At 70.9% G+C, this 16,411-nt stretch carries 18 protein-coding genes, 1 pseudogene and 1 riboswitch; of the genes and pseudogenes, 16 read left to right on the forward strand and 3 right to left on the reverse strand.

Annotated elements, in window-relative coordinates:
- Positions 1 to 57 precede the first annotated feature (57 nt).
- The 5 genes from ABTX60_RS35090 to ABTX60_RS35110 all read left to right on the forward strand — a co-directional run bounded on the left by ABTX60_RS35090 (position 58) and on the right by ABTX60_RS35110 (position 2,444).
- The gene (locus ABTX60_RS35090; RefSeq protein WP_159038841.1) at positions 58 to 213 is read left to right on the forward strand and encodes a hypothetical protein; all 156 of its coding nucleotides are present in this window, start codon (positions 58 to 60) and stop codon (positions 211 to 213) included.
- A gap of 76 nt (positions 214 to 289) precedes the next feature.
- Positions 290 to 532, forward strand: a complete 243-nt coding sequence (locus tag ABTX60_RS35095) for a hypothetical protein (protein WP_053674182.1) — start codon at positions 290 to 292, stop codon at positions 530 to 532.
- Complete coding sequence (locus ABTX60_RS35100) at positions 504 to 1,028, forward strand: DUF6879 family protein (protein ID WP_053674183.1); 525 nt, start codon at positions 504 to 506, stop codon at positions 1,026 to 1,028. Before ABTX60_RS35095 ends, ABTX60_RS35100 begins: the two co-directional genes overlap by 29 nt.
- 12 nt (positions 1,029 to 1,040) lie before the next feature.
- Positions 1,041 to 1,889 (forward strand): helix-turn-helix domain-containing protein, encoded by an 849-nt coding sequence (locus ABTX60_RS35105; RefSeq protein WP_352101071.1) that lies wholly within the window; start codon positions 1,041 to 1,043, stop codon positions 1,887 to 1,889.
- A gap of 309 nt (positions 1,890 to 2,198) precedes the next feature.
- Entirely contained in the window at positions 2,199 to 2,444 is a 246-nt protein-coding gene (locus ABTX60_RS35110; protein WP_352101072.1) for a DUF7848 domain-containing protein, read from the forward strand.
- Positions 2,445 to 2,701: 257 nt separating this feature from the next.
- Here ABTX60_RS35110 and ABTX60_RS35115 read toward each other — a convergent pair.
- Positions 2,702 to 3,037 (reverse strand): annotated as a pseudogene (locus tag ABTX60_RS35115) (DUF5995 family protein); the annotation flags it as partial.
- A gap of 175 nt (positions 3,038 to 3,212) precedes the next feature.
- Here ABTX60_RS35115 and ABTX60_RS35120 point away from each other — a divergent pair.
- On the forward strand, positions 3,213 to 4,358 hold the full coding sequence (locus ABTX60_RS35120) for a glycoside hydrolase family 6 protein (RefSeq protein ID WP_352101082.1): 1,146 nt from the start codon (positions 3,213 to 3,215) through the stop codon (positions 4,356 to 4,358).
- Here ABTX60_RS35120 and ABTX60_RS35125 read toward each other — a convergent pair.
- Together ABTX60_RS35125 and ABTX60_RS35130 are read right to left on the reverse strand one after the other, a co-directional pair.
- Positions 4,322 to 5,716, reverse strand: coding sequence for a uracil-xanthine permease family protein (locus ABTX60_RS35125; RefSeq protein ID WP_352101073.1), 1,395 nt, complete (start codon positions 5,714 to 5,716; stop codon positions 4,322 to 4,324). The genes ABTX60_RS35120 and ABTX60_RS35125 overlap by 37 nt on opposite strands.
- Before the next feature lie 102 nt (positions 5,717 to 5,818).
- The gene (locus ABTX60_RS35130) at positions 5,819 to 7,024 is read right to left on the reverse strand and encodes an MFS transporter (protein ID WP_352101074.1); all 1,206 of its coding nucleotides are present in this window, start codon (positions 7,022 to 7,024) and stop codon (positions 5,819 to 5,821) included.
- 135 nt (positions 7,025 to 7,159) lie between these two features.
- Between ABTX60_RS35130 and ABTX60_RS35135 the strand changes: the two genes are divergently transcribed.
- The 10 genes from ABTX60_RS35135 to ABTX60_RS35180 all read left to right on the forward strand — a co-directional run bounded on the left by ABTX60_RS35135 (position 7,160) and on the right by ABTX60_RS35180 (position 16,335).
- Positions 7,160 to 8,431, forward strand: a complete 1,272-nt coding sequence (locus ABTX60_RS35135) for an ROK family transcriptional regulator (RefSeq protein WP_352101075.1) — start codon at positions 7,160 to 7,162, stop codon at positions 8,429 to 8,431.
- A 264-nt stretch (positions 8,432 to 8,695) separates the two neighbouring features.
- A riboswitch (FMN riboswitch) is annotated at positions 8,696 to 8,826 on the forward strand.
- Between the two features lie 144 nt (positions 8,827 to 8,970).
- Positions 8,971 to 9,579 carry a riboflavin synthase gene (locus ABTX60_RS35140; protein WP_352101076.1) on the forward strand — a complete coding sequence of 203 codons (609 nt, stop codon included), beginning with the start codon at positions 8,971 to 8,973 and terminating at the stop codon, positions 9,577 to 9,579.
- Complete coding sequence (gene pnuC, locus ABTX60_RS35145; protein WP_352101077.1) at positions 9,576 to 10,217, forward strand: nicotinamide riboside transporter PnuC; 642 nt, start codon at positions 9,576 to 9,578, stop codon at positions 10,215 to 10,217. The genes ABTX60_RS35140 and pnuC overlap by 4 nt, the downstream gene beginning before the upstream one ends.
- Positions 10,214 to 11,503, forward strand: coding sequence for a bifunctional 3,4-dihydroxy-2-butanone-4-phosphate synthase/GTP cyclohydrolase II (locus tag ABTX60_RS35150; protein WP_352101078.1), 1,290 nt, complete (start codon positions 10,214 to 10,216; stop codon positions 11,501 to 11,503). Before pnuC ends, ABTX60_RS35150 begins: the two co-directional genes overlap by 4 nt.
- A gap of 19 nt (positions 11,504 to 11,522) precedes the next feature.
- A complete protein-coding gene (gene ribH, locus ABTX60_RS35155) occupies positions 11,523 to 12,008 on the forward strand; it encodes a 6,7-dimethyl-8-ribityllumazine synthase (protein WP_053668350.1) in 486 nt (161 codons plus the stop codon).
- A 34-nt stretch (positions 12,009 to 12,042) separates the two neighbouring features.
- Positions 12,043 to 12,315 (forward strand): phosphoribosyl-ATP diphosphatase, encoded by a 273-nt coding sequence (locus tag ABTX60_RS35160; protein WP_019983911.1) that lies wholly within the window; start codon positions 12,043 to 12,045, stop codon positions 12,313 to 12,315.
- Positions 12,316 to 12,361: 46 nt separating this feature from the next.
- Positions 12,362 to 13,210, forward strand: coding sequence for an ATP phosphoribosyltransferase (gene hisG / locus ABTX60_RS35165; protein WP_248508267.1), 849 nt, complete (start codon positions 12,362 to 12,364; stop codon positions 13,208 to 13,210).
- Positions 13,211 to 13,224: 14 nt separating this feature from the next.
- Entirely contained in the window at positions 13,225 to 13,680 is a 456-nt protein-coding gene (locus ABTX60_RS35170; RefSeq protein ID WP_352101079.1) for a PH domain-containing protein, read from the forward strand.
- 247 nt (positions 13,681 to 13,927) lie between these two features.
- Complete coding sequence (locus tag ABTX60_RS35175) at positions 13,928 to 15,262, forward strand: hemolysin family protein (protein ID WP_352101080.1); 1,335 nt, start codon at positions 13,928 to 13,930, stop codon at positions 15,260 to 15,262.
- Entirely contained in the window at positions 15,259 to 16,335 is a 1,077-nt protein-coding gene (locus ABTX60_RS35180; RefSeq protein ID WP_352101081.1) for a hemolysin family protein, read from the forward strand. The genes ABTX60_RS35175 and ABTX60_RS35180 overlap by 4 nt, the downstream gene beginning before the upstream one ends.
- Positions 16,336 to 16,411: the final 76 nt, after the last annotated feature.

Below are 16,411 nucleotides of genomic sequence, written 5' to 3' on the forward strand. Positions count from 1 at the left end.
ACGCGGGCCGCCTCCGCCATGGGGGCGGCCCTTCCCCATGCCTACGGAGGAGCACCCATGTTCGGACAGCCGGCGAAGAACCAGACCATCACTTGCCCGCACTGCAAGGCTGACGTCGAGCAGACCCCGGGCGCGGGGCGCCTGCGGCAGTACTGCACCCCGGAGCACGGCCGTGCCTGGCGACGTCGCATGCGCCACGCGGGTTGGCTCTAGGAGCTCTTGCGCAACACCACCCTGCGGCGGGATGGTCGTAGACATTCGTAGAACCCGCAGGAGGGTTGGAGCAGCCATGACGCTACGGTTCATCGCGAAGGACCCCAACACCGACGGAGCGAACTGCCCCACGGTGTGGGTGGACGAGGAACGGCAGGAAATCGTCATTCAGGGCTGGAAGGTTGACGAGGAGACTCGGACCGACTGCCTGACGGCAGGGCCGATCCCGGACAGTGAAGATGTCGTTCGGCTGCCAGCACGCATGGTGGCAGCCATTCGGGAGGCGTGTGATGTGGCAGACCGCTCCGCCGTTCAGTGAGCTCCTGGCGGGCTGTCAACGGTCGGCCGTGCATCTTGAGATGCGCGACCACTACGACGACCCGGACGAGGCTCCGCGGGTCGAAGCGTGGAAGTCTGGATACCGCCCTGACCCGGACGACCGTTCGACGTGGTGGCGTCCGTGGCTCGACATGGTGGCGGAGACGGTAGCGCGGGGCGTCGAGATCCGGCGCGCCCGGATCGTCTCGGAGCCTGTCAGTGAGTACACGCGGTATCTCTACGACGGGACGTTCACGAACGTCGCGGCCGGCGAGGAGATCCGGTGGTTGCCCCGCCGGGATGCGTCGGATCTGGCGCTGCCTGGCAACGACTTCTGGGTCTTTGACGATCGCCTCGTCCGCTTCGGCTACTTCTCTGGGGAGGGCGCCTACCTAGGCGACGACGTCACGGACGAACCGGCCGTGGTGAAGCTCTGCGTCGACGCCTTCGAGGGCGTGTGGAGCAGGGCGACGCCCCACGAGGAGTACAGGATCTAAGAGCCTCCACACATGCCAACGTCGCCATCATCGAGTGTCCAGGCTGCCCGCAGGGCCGTAGCCGACAGGCTCCGGGAGATCCGCAAGGATGCGAACCTGACGGGTAAGGACGTCGCGGAGCGGATCGGGTGGCAGCGTTCGAAGGTCTCCAGGCTGGAGAACGCCACGACGCCTCCGTCAGACGACGACATCCGCGCATGGTGCCAGGCTTGTGACGCTGACGGGTTGGCCGCAGATCTGATTGCGGCCTCCCGTTCAGCCGACTCGATGTACGTCGAGTGGCGCCGGTTGCAGCGCACGGGGCTTCGCCGGTTGCAGGAGTCCTACGTACCGCTCTTTGAGCGCACGCGGGTGTTCCGAATCTACTGCTCGAACGTCGTCCCGGGGCTCCTCCAGACGGACGGCTATGCGAGCGCCCTACTCGGCTCCATCGCTGCCTTCAGGGAGACACCCGACGACGTGCCGGAGGCCGTGGCAGCCCGTATGGAGCGCTCACGAGTGATCCGTGAGGGCAACCACCGGTTCGCGCTCCTCGTCGAGGAGGCGGTACTCAGGCACCGCGTAGGCGGCTCTGAGGTCATGGCCGGCCAACTCGGCTACCTGCTCTCCATCATGGCCCTGCCGTCCGTCTCTCTGGGCGTCATCCCGTTCTCAGCCGACAGGCGCATGTGGATGCTGGAGACGTTCAGCGTCTACGACGAGGTACAGACACAGGTCGAGCTACTCACGGCGCAGGTGAACGTCACGGCGCCCTCAGAGGTTGCCCAGTACCTCAAGGCTTTCGGTGAGTTCTCGAAGTTGGCTGTCTACGGAGCCAATGCCCGCGCTCGAATCACGGCGGCAATCGACGCTTTGGAGTGAAAGCCGCAGAACTTCGTAGAACTTCCTGGAACCCGCGCTTACTTGCTCCGTAGCGTCGCCCGTATCAAACCCGCGCGGCGGAGGTGCAGGGATGGCCCTTGAAACAACGCTCAGAGAACCGATCCATCTGACGGACCCGCTCGAAGCGGAAGCGCCTGAGCCCGTCAAGGGCTGCGACATGTGCGAATCACGGTTCGGGCAGTGGCGGGAAGCGTCTAATCCGCGGAGCGCGGCATACGACCCGTCGCACGCAACGGATCTGGCCGTCGAGATCAGTCGCCACCCGCACGAGTGGAAGAAGCCGTCACGATGAACAACGGGCCGTTCCCCTGGGTCGTGACGAAGGAGGAATTGGAGCAGGTCCCTACGGGCGCCTTCGTCGAGTGCGCGGACTGCCTTGGAGACAACAGGGCACTGCGCGACGGAGATGACCCGCTCAGGTGGGCCCGGGATCATGTGGCGATGCTGCCGCATCACAACCGATTCCGTGTCGTCACCCTGACGAACTTCAGTATCGCGTCGGCGCTATCGCCGACCCCTGATCCCGCGCGCTGACTGCTTCGAGCAGACGGCCCGCGGAGGGCGCGGCGGGGCCTGAGGCCGGCATACCCGGCCCCGCCTGCGTCCTGAACTCCTCGTCCCGTTTTCCCTTGGATCGGATGGGACGAGGTTCCGCCCGACGGCGACGCCCGATCATGGCGGGCGTTGGGGCGGACGAGCCCCGCCCACCTCCCGACCCCCGTGGAGGAGGGCGGGGCTTCTTTGTTTTGGCAGGTCAGCGGGTCCTGAGTGCGGTGCAGGTTCAATCATCTCGCGAGCGCGAACTGCAACGGCCGTACCCCGGGATGGCGGCGGAACTGGAACAGCGGCCGCCAGCAGGCGGGCGGGCGCCGCTCGTCCGCCGCCGACTCGACGGCCGCCAGGTACCGCTGCGCGAACCGTACGTCCAGCGTGATCGCGGCGTGGGTGTCCGTGAACCGGCCGGCGTCGAGGTGCCGGTCCACCGCCTCCGTCACGGCGAGGTAGACACGGTTGAAGACCGCCACCCCGTCCCGCGGGTGCAGGGCCGCGTCGAGGGCGCGCATCCGGGAGATGACGGCGTCGACCGGAGTGTCCACGGCTGGGGGGAGTTGTTCGCATCGCGGCATGCGGGCAGAGTCGCAGCTCTAGGCTGGCGGGAGTACCGGCGGGCCCGGCGCTTCCCCGAAACGGGGGAACACCGCCCGCCGCCGGGGGAGGGAGAGCAGCACCGTGGCAGGCTCGCGTGCCCAGCGCCTGGCCGCCCGCCGGGCCGGCCGCAGCCGCGCTGCCCGGCGTGGCGCGATGGTCGTGGCGGCCTCCATCGTGGCCGCGACCGGCGCCGTCGTGGGCGTCCTCCCCGCGTTCGACGCCGGACGGGCAGCGGACGAGGCCGCGCCCGCCGAGGTGTCGGCCTCGCCCCGCCTGGCGCCCCTGCCGGCCGTGCCGTCGCCGTCCGCGCCGGCCACCACCGAGTCCGCCCCCTCCGCACCGTCGCCGTCCGCGCGCCCGACGCGGAGCCCGTCGCGGCCGCGGACCGAGACGAAGCGGGAGCACACCGCCACCGTGCCCGGACGGCTCTACCGCCACCCCGACTCCCAGGTGCTGGAATGGGTCCGCTCCCACTCCGGCGACCCACGGCACGCGGTCATCGCCTCCCGTATCGCCCGGCAGCCGGCGGCCGTCTGGTTCGCCGACTACTCCCCGCAGACCGTCACCGCCCGGGTCGCCGCGGTGACGTCGGGCGCTGCCGCGCTGGGCCGGGTGCCCGTCGTGGTGCCGTACGCGATACCCGGCCGGGACTGCGGCGGCCACTCCCAGGGCGGGGCACCCGGCCTGGACGCCTACGACGCCTGGATCGACCGGTTCGCGGCGGGGCTGGGCTCCCGTGAGGTCATCGTCGTCCTGGAGCCGGACTCGGTCGCCCAGATCGAGTGCCTCTCCGCCGCCGCACGCGCGGACCGCTTCGCCTCACTGGCCCGGGCCGGCCGCGTGCTGAAGGCCGCCAACCCCCGGGCGCGCGTGTACTTCGACGCGGGGCACTCGGGCTGGAACGCGCCCGCCCGGCAGGCGGCCTGGCTGCGGCAGGCCGGTGCCGCCTCGCCCGAGTCGTCCGACGGCATCTTCAGCAACGTCTCCAACTTCCACACCACCGCCGACGAGGTCGCCTACGACCGGCGGGTTCTCGACGCGCTCGGCGGCCCGGCGAGCCTCGGCGCCGTCATCGACACCAGCCGCAACGGCAACGGCGCCCCGCCCGACGGCGAGTGGTGCGACCCGGCGGGCCGCGCACTCGGCCGGGCCCCGACCCTGGACACCGGCGCATCGCGGATCGACGCCTACCTGTGGGTGAAGCTGCCGGGGGAGTCGGACGGCTGCAAGGGCAGGCCGGGGACGTTCACGGCCTCCTACGCCTACGACTTGGCGTCGTCCGACTCGGCGTCGTCGTAGGAGGACGTGCCCTCGTCCAGCAGCGGCGCCTGCGTCTTCAGGTGGGCCGGGGCGAAGGCCCGCAGGGCGTGGTAGCCGGTGATGACGACCACCGTGCCGAGCGCGATGCCGCTCAGCGAGAACGTGTCGGAAAACTTCAGGGAGACGTTGCCGACGCCGATGATGATGCCCGCCGCCGCCGGGACCAGGTTCAGCGGATTGCGCAGATCCACCTTGGCGTTGATCCAGATCTGCGCGCCCAGCAGGCCGATCATGCCGTACAGGATGACGGTGATGCCGCCGAGCACCCCGCCCGGGATCGCCGCCACGACCGCGCCGAACTTCGGGCAGATGCCGAACAGCAGGGCGAAGCCTGCGGCGGCCCAGTACGCGGCCGTCGAGTAGACGCGGGTCGCGGCCATCACGCCGATGTTCTCGGAGTACGTGGTGTTGGGTGGGCCGCCGACCGCGGTGGACAGCATCGAGCCGACGCCGTCGGCCGCGATCGCCGTGCCGAGCTTGTCGTCCAGCGAGTCACCGGTCATCTCGCCGACCGCCTTCACGTGCCCGGCGTTCTCCGCGACCAGCGCGATGACGACCGGCAGGGCGACCAGGATCGCCGACCACTCGAACGACGGGGCGTGCAGGGCGGGGAGCCCGATCCAGTCGGCCTTGTCCACGCCGGACAGGTCCAGACGCCAGTGGTCGGTCAGCCTGCCGCTCGCGTCCACCGAGTGGATCTTGCCGAAGACCAGGTCGAACACCCAGGAGATGCCGTACCCGAAGACCAGCCCCAGGAAGATCGCGATGCGGGACCAGAAACCCCGCAGACAGACCACCGCCAGACCGGTGAACAGCATCACCAGCAGGGCCGTCCACTGGTCCTGCGGCCAGTACGTCGAGGCCGTCACCGGTGCCAGGTTGAAGCCGATCAGCATCACCACAGCGCCGGTCACGATCGGCGGCATCGTGGCGTGGATGATCCGCGCCCCGAACCGCCGCACGGCGAGCCCCACCAGGAACAGCGCGCCGCCGACGACGAACACCGCTCCCGTGACGGTCGCGCTGCTTCCTCCCTGCGCCCGGATGACCGCCGCCACGCCGACGAAGGAGAGGGAGCAGCCCAGGTAACTGGGCACGCTGCCGCGGGTGGCCAGCAGGAACACGACGGTCGCGACGCCCGACATCATGATCGCCAGGTTCGGGTCGAGACCCATCAGGACCGGTGCCACGAAGGACGCACCGAACATCGCCACGACGTGCTGGGCGCCCAGTCCGGCCGTGCGGGGCCAGGAGAGCCGCTCGTCGGGGCGGACCACCGCGCCGGGCGCCGGGGTGCGTCCGTCGCCGTGCAGTTTCCAGCGGACGCCGAGATCCATGGTGCGGTTTCGCTTTCGTCGTGCGTGCGAGTGTCCGGACCATTGTCGGGGTGCGCCCGGGGAGGTCGTGACCGGGGCTGACCTGGACGCTCGTGTGTCCGTTCAGGGCCGGGGGTCGGGAACCGCGGCGTCCGTCCGGCCGATCTTCGTCCGCTCGCCCGGCCGCAGCACACCCGCGAAGGCCACCAGGCCGCACGACAGCGCCGTCACCAGGCAGAACGACACCATCAGGCTTGTCGCCTGCGCCAGCATGCCGATCGCGCTCGGCGCGATCAGACCCGAGGTGTACGTGATGGTCGCGACGCCCGCGATGGCCAGGCTCGGGTTGGACCCGCTGCGGCCGGCGGCGGCGAAGCACAGCGGCACGACGACCGCGATGCCCAGTCCCATCAGCGCGAACCCGCTCATCGCCACCGCGGGATGGTCGGAGATCACGATCAGCAAGCCGCCCAGGACGGCGAACACCCCGCTCGCCCGCACCGTCCGCACGGCACCGAAGCGGTCCACGACCTTGTCACCGGCGAGCCGGGCGACGGCCATGGTGAGGGTGAAGCCCGTGGTGCACGCCGCCGCCAGACCTGCCGAGGTCTCCAGCTGTTCACGCAGGTAGACGGCCGACCAGTCCAGGCTCGCTCCCTCGGCGAACACCGCGCAGAATCCGATCAAGCCGATGAGCAGCGCCGACCGGGGCGGCAGCGCGAACCGCGGCGGCGGCTCCTCGTCCTCGGCGGGCTGCAGGTCGAGCACCCACTGGCAGGACACCACCCCGATGACGGTGAGGACGGCGGCGGCGAGGGCGTGGTGCAGCCGGGCGTCCGAGCCCAGGTGCGCGGCGAGCGTGCCGGCCGCCGAGCCGATCAGGGCGCCCACGCTCCACATCCCGTGCAGTCCGGACATGATCGACCGCCCGAGGCGGTTCTCGACCTCGACACCCAGCGCGTTCATCGCCACGTCGGTCATGCCGGCCGTCGCGCCGTACGTGAACAGGGCCAGACAGAGCGTCAGCAGGTTCGGCGAGAGGGACGGCAGGACCAGCGACAGCGTCCACAGGGCGATCAGTCCGCGCAGCGCGTTCCGGGCGCCGAAGCGGTGGATGATGCCGCCGGCGAGCGGCATCGCCACGGACGCGCCGAGCGCGGGGAAGGCGAGCGCGAGCCCCAACTGGCCCGCGCTCACGCCCGCGTGGTCCTGGATCCACGGCACGCGGGTCGCGAACGAGCCGGTCACGGCGCCGTGCACGGCGAAGACGGCGGCCACGGCGTACCGGGACCGCTTCACCTCGCGTTGTTCGTCGACCACGTTGCCCATTCTGCGGTCCCCCTCCAGGTCTCTGCCGTGTTCCGTGACAGGCGCGGGCGTAAACTATCAGGAAGGCTGCCTGATAATAAGAGGGTTTCCCGCTGGCCACGGTCGACGGCCCCGTCGATCTGGGAGGATCCGCGCATGCCCGCATCCCCGAGCACCGCCCGGGCCATCAACGACCGGCTCGCCCTGCGCCTGCTCCAGCAGGAAGGCCCGTTGACGGCAGGGCAGTTGAAGCAGCTGACCGGTCTGTCCCGGCCGACCGTCGCCGACCTCGTCGAACGCCTCACCGTCGCCGGATTGATCGCGGTGGTCGGGCAGGCGGGGGAGCAGCGACGCGGCCCGAACGCGAGGGTCTACGGCATCGTCGCCGACCGGGCGCACCTGGCCGCTCTCGATGTCCGCACCGAGAGCGTCGCCGTGGCCGTCGCGGACCTGGTGGGGCGGGTGCTGGCCGAGGCGTCGGTGCCCATCGGGGACGACGCCGGCACGGGCCCCGCCGTGGAGCGGGCGGTCACGCTGGTCGAGCAGGTGGCGAAGGAGGCCGGGGCCGACCGCTTGCACACCGTGGGGATCGGCGCGCCCGGCCTGATCGACCCGTCCAGCGGCGAACTCCGTGACTCCACCGGACTGCCGGAGTGGCACCGCCGGCTCGTCGCCACCCTCCAGGAGCGGTTGCCCGAGGCCCGCGTGAGCGTCGAGAACGAGACCAACCTGGCGGCGCTGGCCGAGCAGCGCGACGGGGCGGCCCGGGACCGTGACACCTTCGTCCTGCTGTGGCTCGGCCACGCACCGGGAGCGGCCGTGGTGCTCGACGGCGCCCTCCGTCGCGGCGCGTCCGGCGGCACCGGCGAGATCGGCTTCCTCCCGGTCCCGGGCACGGCCGCGCTGCCGACGTCGACGGACTGCGAGGGCGGCTTCCACTCCCTGGCCTCGTCGGCGGCGGTCGCCGGCCTCGCGGCGGAGTTCGGGATCCCCGCGGCGGTGTCCGAGGCGGGGGTGGTGCGGGCGGCCGTCGGTGCGGTGCGGGGGGCGGCGGCTCGGGTGCGGGGGCAGGAGGCCGCCTTCCCCGGGCCTTCGGGGACCGGGGCCCGCGAAGCGCCCTGGCCTGAGGATCCCGCATCCGCCGGCCGTTTCCTGGACGCCCTCGCCGAACGGCTCGCCGTCGGGGTCGCCTCGGTCGTCGCCATCCTGGACCCCGGTTGCGTGGTCCTCGGCGGAGAGGTCGGCCAGGCCGGCGGCGCCGAACTCGCCGTGCGGGTGCAGGAGCGGATGGCCCGCATGACGCCGCTGCCCACGGATGTACGGCCCACCACCCTGGGTGGCGGCGCTGTCCTGCGCGGCGCGTTGCTGACGGCCCGGGACCGCGCCCAGGAAGAACTGTTCACGCCGGGGGAGCGCCCGCGTCTTTGAAGGCCCGACGGCGGGCAAGGGCCGTCGTCACCGCCGCCGGGCCGGTCAGTGGGGGTGAGCCGACCCTGACGATGACCCTAGAAAGGACTAGACCACCTCGTCAATAGGTATGTACCAACACCCGGCCGCAAGGCGTCGCGGTGACGCGGGAGTTGGGGTGCCGGTCGCGCTCGGGAAGGGGTGCGACACGTTCTGTGAGACAGCCCACATGCTCGGCCTCTTTGCATATCGATCAGGCGTGGCACACTGACCGTGTACCAATAGCAGCGCACTCCGGGGTCGGTGAAAGTCCGAACCGGCGGTTACAGTCCGCGACCCGGTCGCCTCCAGCGGCCGGTTGACCAGGTGAAATTCCTGGACCGACGGTTAAAGTCCGGATGGGAGGCAGTGCGCGGCGAGCGGGCATTCGTGCGCGCCGCCGAGAAGTTCGTCCTCGTGACGGGCTCCGTCCGGCGTCGTCCCCGGTGTCTCTGCTCGTATCCTCTGTCGTCATCGACAGCCCCGGAGTCCGTGCCCGAAGAGGCAGGAGGACCCGGGAAGTGTTCACCGGAATCGTCGAAGAGCTGGGCGAGGTCACCGCCGTCGAGACCCTCGACGACGCCTGTCGCTTCCGCCTGCGAGGCCCGGTCGTCACCCAAGGCGCCCAGCACGGCGACTCGATCGCCGTGAACGGAGTGTGCCTCACGGTCGTCGACCACGAGGGCGACGAGTTCACGGCCGACGTCATGGCCGAGACCCTGAACCGCTCCAGCCTCGGTGCCCTCCGCGCAGGATCGCGCGTCAACCTCGAACGCCCCATGGCCGTCGGCGAACGCCTCGGCGGGCATATCGTGCAGGGCCATGTCGACGGCACGGGCGAGATCCTGGAGCGCAAGCCCTCGCAGCACTGGGAGATCGTGAAGATCTCCCTCCCCGCGGACCTCACCTGCTACGTGGTCGAGAAGGGATCCATCACGGTCGACGGCATCAGCCTCACCGTCGTCGACGCCGGACCCGACTACTTCACCGTGAGCCTCATCCCCACCACCCTCGGCCTGACCACGCTCGGCCACAAGCAGCCCGGCGACCCGGTCAACCTCGAGGTGGACGTCATCGCCAAGTACGTCGAGCGGATGCTGGGCGACCGTGCGCAGGGAGTCGGCCGGTGAACACGCTGAACTCCGAGGCGTTCGTCCTCTTCGGCCAGCACATCCTCTGGTCCGACATGGTCGGCAACCTCTTCGGCCTGGCCGCCCTGGCCCTCGGCTGGCGGCGCTCCATCTGGACCTGGCCCGTGCAGTTCCTGGCCGGCCTCATCCTCTTCGGCGCCTTCTACGGCCACCTCACCGGCAGCGCGGGCAAGCAGGCGGTCGTCATGGTCGTCGCCCTGTACGGCTGGTGGCAGTGGCAGCGCGGCAAGGAGCAGGGAGGTGACGGCCACATCGCCGTCCGGTTCGCCACCTGGCGCGAGCGCGCGGCCATGATCGCGGCGGCCGCCGTCGGCACGGTCGCGGTGGCGCTGCTGTTCAAGGCGTACCCGACCCTGTCCTGGGACCCCTGGCCCGACGCCTACATCTTCGTCGGCACCGTCGTCGCGATGTACGCCCAGGCCCGCGGCATGGTCGAGTTCTGGTTCGCCTGGCTCCTGGTCGACGTCGTCGGCGTCCCCCTGAACTTCGCCAACGGCTACGCCTTCTCCGGCTTCGTCTACGTCATCTACGGCGCGCTCGTCCTGTGGGGCCTGCGCGACTGGTGGCTGCGCTCGCGTCAGGCCGCGCGGCCCACCCTGGAAGGAGCGCCGGCATGAGCGCCACAACCGCCCTGTACAGCACCGCCGATGTCGAGACCTTCGCGCTCGACCCCGTCGAGCAGGCCATCGCCGACATCGCGGCCGGCCGCCCCGTCGTGGTCGTCGACGACGAGGACCGGGAGAACGAGGGCGACCTCGTCATCGCCGCCGAGAAGGCGACCCCCGAGATCGTCGCCTTCATGATGAGCGAGTGCCGCGGCCTGATCTGCGCCCCCATGGAGGGCGACGAACTGGACCGGCTGAATCTCCCGCAGATGGTCGAGGACAACACCGAGTCGATGAAGACCGCCTTCACGGTCTCCGTCGACGCCTCCGCCGCGCACGGCGTGAGCACCGGCATCTCCGCCTCCGACCGCGCCACCACCCTCCGGCTGCTCGCCGACGGCGTCTCGGAGCCTGACGACTTCGTCCGCCCCGGCCACATCTTCCCGCTGCGCGCCCGGCCCGGCGGTGTCCTCACCCGCAACGGCCACACCGAGGCCGCCGTCGACCTCGCCCGCCTCGCGGGCCTGCGCCCGGCCGGTGCGATCGTCGAGATCGCCGGCGAGGACGGCACCATGCTGCGCCTGCCCGAGCTGATCCCCTTCGCCCGCAAGCACGGCCTGACGATCATCTCCATCGAGGACCTGATCGCCTACCGCCGCGGCAGCGAGCCCACCGTCCGCCGTGAGGCCACCACGCGGCTGCCCACCGCCCACGGCACCTTCACGGCCCACGGCTACCGCTCCACCGTCGACGGCGTCGAGCATGTCGCCCTGGTGCACGGCGAGATCGGCGACGGCCAGGACGTCCTCGTGCGCGTCCACTCCGAATGCCTCACCGGTGACGTCTTCGGCTCGGCGCGCTGCGACTGCGGTCCCCAGCTCGACGCCTCCCTCGCCCGCATCCAGGAGGAGGGCCGGGGTGTCGTCGTGTACCTGCGCGGACACGAGGGCCGCGGCATCGGCCTGATGTCCAAGCTGCGCGCCTACGAACTCCAGGAGCGCGGCCGCGACACCCTCGACGCCAACCTCGAACTCGGCCTGCCCGCCGACGCCCGCGACTACGCGGCGGGCGCCCGGATCCTCGCCGACCTCGGCGTGCGCGGCGTCCGGCTGCTGACCAACAACCCCGACAAGACCGACGCGCTCGTCCGCCACGGCATCGCGGTCAGGGCCCGCGTGCCGATGCCCGTGAACGCAGGCGAGCACAACCTCCGCTACCTGCGCACCAAGCGGGACCGGATGGGCCACGACCTGCCCTGGCTGGACACGACCACCGTGCCGGCCTGCGGCAACCAGTAAGAGAGCACAGAGGAGAGACGTGAGCGGCAAGGGTGCACCGGAACTGTCCGTACGCAATGTGGGTGACCTCCGGGTCGCCGTCATCGCGGCACAGTGGCACGAGAAGGTGATGAACGGCCTGGTCGACGGCGCCCTGCGCGCCCTGCACGACCTGGGCATCGACGAGCCGACCCTGCTGAGGGTGCCCGGCAGCTGGGAGCTCCCGGTCGTCGCCAAGGTCCTCGCGGGCCGCGGCTACGACGCGATCGTCGCCCTCGGCGTCGTCATCCGCGGCGGAACCCCCCACTTCGAGTACGTGTGCCAGGGAGTGACCCAGGGACTCACCCAGGTCTCCGTCGACACCGGCGTCCCCGTCGGCTTCGGTTTGCTGACCTGCGACACCGAGGAACAGGCCCTGGACCGCGCCGGGATCGAGGGCTCCAACGAGGACAAGGGGCACGAGGCGGTGACGGCGGCGGTGGCGACCGCGGCCACCCTCCGCTCAGTATCCGAACCCTGGCACTGACGAAAGGCACACGTGGCATAGGCTGAGCGTCACCATGTCCAAGAAGACGTTCGAGGAGCTCTTCACCGAGCTCCAGCACAAGGCCGCCCAGGGCGACCCCGCCACTTCCCGCACCGCAGAGCTGGTCGGCAAGGGCGTCCACGCCATCGGCAAGAAGGTCGTCGAAGAGGCCGCCGAGGTGTGGATGGCCGCCGAGTACGAGGGCAAGGAAGCCGCCGCCGAGGAGATCTCGCAGCTGCTGTACCACGTCCAGGTGATGATGGTCGCCCGCGGCATCTCCCTCGACGACGTCTACGCCCACCTCTGAGCCGTACCCCGTCCCCGCAAGACACCACGCAAAGGAAGCCGACCTCATGCTGCGCATCGCCGTCCCCAACAAGGGTTCCCTGTCCGGCCCTGCGGCGGAGATGCTGCATGAGGCCGGCTACCAGCAGCGCCGCGAGTCCAAGGAACTGCGGATCGTCGACCCGGTGAACGAGGTCGAGTTCTTCTACCTGCGCCCCCGCGACATCGCGATCTACGTCGCCTCCGGCCAGTTGGACATCGGCCTCACCGGCCGGGACCTGCTCATCGACTCCGGCGCCGAAGCCGAGGAGATCCTCGCCCTCGGCTTCGCCCGCTCCACCTTCCGCTACGCGACCAAGCCCGGCACGATCAGCGGCCTGGCGGACCTGACCGGCAAGACGATCGCCACCTCCTACGAGGGCATCGTCGCGGCGCACCTCGCCGAGCACGGCATCGACGCCTCCGTCGTCCACCTCGACGGTGCCGTCGAGACCGCCATCCAGCTCGGCGTCGCCCAGGTCATCGCCGACGTCGTCGAGACCGGTACCTCGCTGCGCAACGCGGGCCTGGAGGTCGCCGGCGAGCCGATCATGCAGTCCGAGGCCGTCGTGATCCGCCGCACCGGCGCGGACGCCGACGACCTCAAGGTCCAGCAGTTCCTGCGCCGCCTCCAGGGCGTCCTGGTGGCCCGGACGTACGTGATGATGGACTACGACTGCCGCGTCGAGCAGCTGGAGAAGGCCGTCGCCCTCACCCCCGGCCTGGAGTCCCCGACCGTCTCCCCGCTGCACAACGAGGGCTGGGTCGCCGTCCGCGCGATGGTCCCGGCCAAGGAAGCCCAGCGGATCATGGACGACCTGTACGACATCGGCGCCCGGGCCATCCTGACCACGGCCATCCACGCCTGCCGTCTCTGAGGGGCGTACGCACGATGTCCGGTCTGCCCACCCTGCCCGTCACGTTCCGGCCGGGCAGCACCCGTGTGGTGCTGCTCACCGCGGCCGTCGCCATCCTCGTGGTGATCACGGCGGTCGCGATGCTGCTGAAGCAGCTCAGCCCCGCCGAGCGCGTCAGCTTCGTGTTCACGGCGCTCCTGCTGGACGCCGTGCTGCTCCTGCTGGCGCGGCCCAAGGTCGTCGCCGACGAGGACGGCGTCACTGTCGTCAATCTCACGAACAAGCGCCGTCTGGAGTGGGCGGAGATCCTCCAGGTGACGCTCCGGCCCGGCGACCCCTGGGTGTTCCTCAACCTCAGCGACGGCACCAGCCTGCCTGCTCTGGGCATCCAGCCGGGCCTCGCGAGGCAGCGCGCGATCGCCGACGCCCGCGCCCTGCGGGCGCTCGTCGAAGCCCGTTCGGTGACGGATCCCGAGCGGCGTCAGGGCTGACCCGGGGAGATCCTCAGGGCGGTCACCCTGCCGCATCGGGCCATGTCTTGATTAATCTGTTTCCGGAGGCGCGAACGGACGCGCCTCCGCCCCTGCCGCCCCGCCCGGTGCGCCAGGGGCTCCTGCTAACCGAGGAGTGACCCCCTCCGGCGATGGACGGATCGTCCTGCAGTACCTGCGCCGCCCCCTGCCGACATAGCGCGTACCTCGCATCCGAGGCACGCGACCATGTGGAGGCGGCGGCATCATGACCACCCCCCTGCTGCTCCTGGCAGCCGCGTTCCTGCTGATTCTGGCCAACGGTTTCTTCGTGGCGGCCGAATTCGGACTCGTGACGGTCGAGCGGCCCGAGGCCGAGAAGGCCGCCGCCGAGGGCGACCGGCGCGCACACCGTGTCGTCGAATCGCTCAAGGAACTGTCCTTCCAGCTTTCCGGCACCCAGCTCGGCATCACCATCACCTCCCTCGTCGTCGGCATGCTCGCCGAACCGGCGCTTGCCGAGCTGCTGCACGGCCCGTTCACCTCGATCGGCATCCCCGAGGGAGCCGTCTCCGGTGTCACCGTCGTGGTCGGCATGCTGCTGGCCTCCGCCGTGCAGATGGTGATCGGCGAGCTCCTGCCCAAGAACTGGGCGGTCTCCCGGCCGCTGCAGGTCGCGCGCTTCGTCGCGGGCCCGCAGCACGTGTTCGCCCGGCTGTTCCGCCCGGTCATCGCCGCTCTCAACGCCGTCGCGAACCGGCTCGTGCGCGCCCTGGGCATCGAACCCGCCGAGGAGCTGGCCTCCGCCCGCACCCCCGGCGAACTCGTCTCCCTGGCCCGCCACTCCGCCCGGGCCGGCGCCCTGGAGCAGGACACCGCCGACCTGTTCGTCCGGACCCTGTCGCTGGGCGAGCTCACCGCGCAGCACGTGATGACGCCGCGCGTGAAGGTCAGTGCCCTGCAGTCCTCGGCCACAGCCGAGGACGTGGTCAACCTGACCCGCGCCACCGGCCTGTCCCGCTTCCCGGTCTACCGGGAGAAGATCGACGAGGTCGTCGGCATGGCCCACCTCAAGGACGCCCTGGCCGTGCCCGTCCAGGACCGGCTGCGCACCCCCGTCGGGCACATCGCCCGTCCGGCCCTGCTCGTCCCCGAGACGCTGCCCGTACGGCCGCTCCTCGCCCGCCTGCGCAGCGAGCAGCCCATCGCGGTCGTCGTCGACGAGTACGGCGGCACCGCCGGAGTCGTCACGCTGGAGGACATCGTCGAGGAGATCGTCGGTGAAGTCCGCGACGAGCACGACGGCCACGACCTGCCCGAGCTGGCAGCCGCACCCCCCGAGGACGGCAGGCCCGCCTGGGACGTCGACGGCAGCTGCCGGGTCGACGTCCTGCGGCGCATAGGCCTCGACGTGCCCGAGGGCCCCTACGAGACCGTCGCGGGCCTGATCGCCGACCTGCTGGGCCGTATCCCGGCCGTCGGCGACAAGGCGGAGCTGCCCGGCTGGCGCCTGTCCGTGCGCCAGGTCGGCCACTACCGCGCGGAGCGGGTCCGGCTCGTGCGGACCGCCCCGGTGGTCTCCATGGCGGAGGCCGTCCGATGAGCGTGCTCCAGCTTCTCTTCGCCGCGCTGCTCGTGCTCGCCAACGGTTTCTTCGTCGGCGCCGAGTTCGCGCTCGTCTCCGTACGCCGCAGCCAGATCGAACCGCTCGGCACCGCCCGCTCCCGGCAGGTCCTCTACGGGCTGGAGCGACTGCCGCAGATGATGGCGGCGGCCCAGTTCGGCATCACCATCTGCTCGCTGACCCTGGGCGCGGTCGCCGAACCGACGGTCGCGCATCTGCTGGAGCCGGTCTTCGAGTGGATCCACCTGCCGCACGGCATGATCCATCCGCTGACCTATGTCATCGCCCTCGCCGCCGTGGTCTTCTTCCACCTCGTCATCGGCGAGATGGTCCCGAAGAACCTGGCGATGGCGGCGCCCGAGAAGGTCGCGCTGTGGCTCAGCCCCGGCCTGGTCTGGTTCGCGCGCTTCTGCAAGCCCATCACCGCCGCACTCGGGGCCGTCTCGCAGGGCATCCTGCGGCTCTTCCACGTCGAGCCCAAGGACGAGGTGGAGGCCGTCTTCACCAGTGAGCAGCTCAACCGGCTGGTGGAGGACGCCGGCCAGGCGGGCCTGCTCGACCCCGAGGAGGCCGAGAGCCTGGAGGACGCCCTGGAGCTGGGCTCCCGCCCGGTGACGGACGTCCTGCTCAAGCGGGAGTCGCTGGTGACGGTCAACCCGTCGGTCACGCCCGGGCGGATCGTCGAGCTCACCGCCCGCACCGGCTACTCCCGGTTCCCGGTCGCCGCGGACAACGGTGCGTTCATGGGGTACCTGCACGTCAAGGACGTCCTCGACGCGGAGGATTCCGACCGGGCCGTGCCCCAGCACCTGTGGCGCCCCATGACGACCCTGCGGCCCGAGCTGCCGCTGGACGACGCGCTGACGGTGATGCGGCGGGCGGCGACCCACCTGGCCCAGGTGGCCGACGCGTCCGGGAAGGTGCTCGGGCTGGTCGCGCTGGAGGACGTGCTGGAGCTGCTGGTGGGGGAGGTGCGGGATCCGGCGCACCGGCAGGTGCGCGAGGTGAAGCTGACCGAGCCGAGGTCGGGTGAAGAGGTGCTGGCGACCTAGCGCCGTGGCTGCGGGCGCGTGGGGCCTGGTCGCGCGGTTCCCCGCGCCCCTGCCTGGGAGCGCGGGGAACCGCGCG

Source organism: Streptomyces sp. NPDC126510, from assembly GCF_040302345.1.
GTDB lineage: Bacteria > Actinomycetota > Actinomycetes > Streptomycetales > Streptomycetaceae > Streptomyces.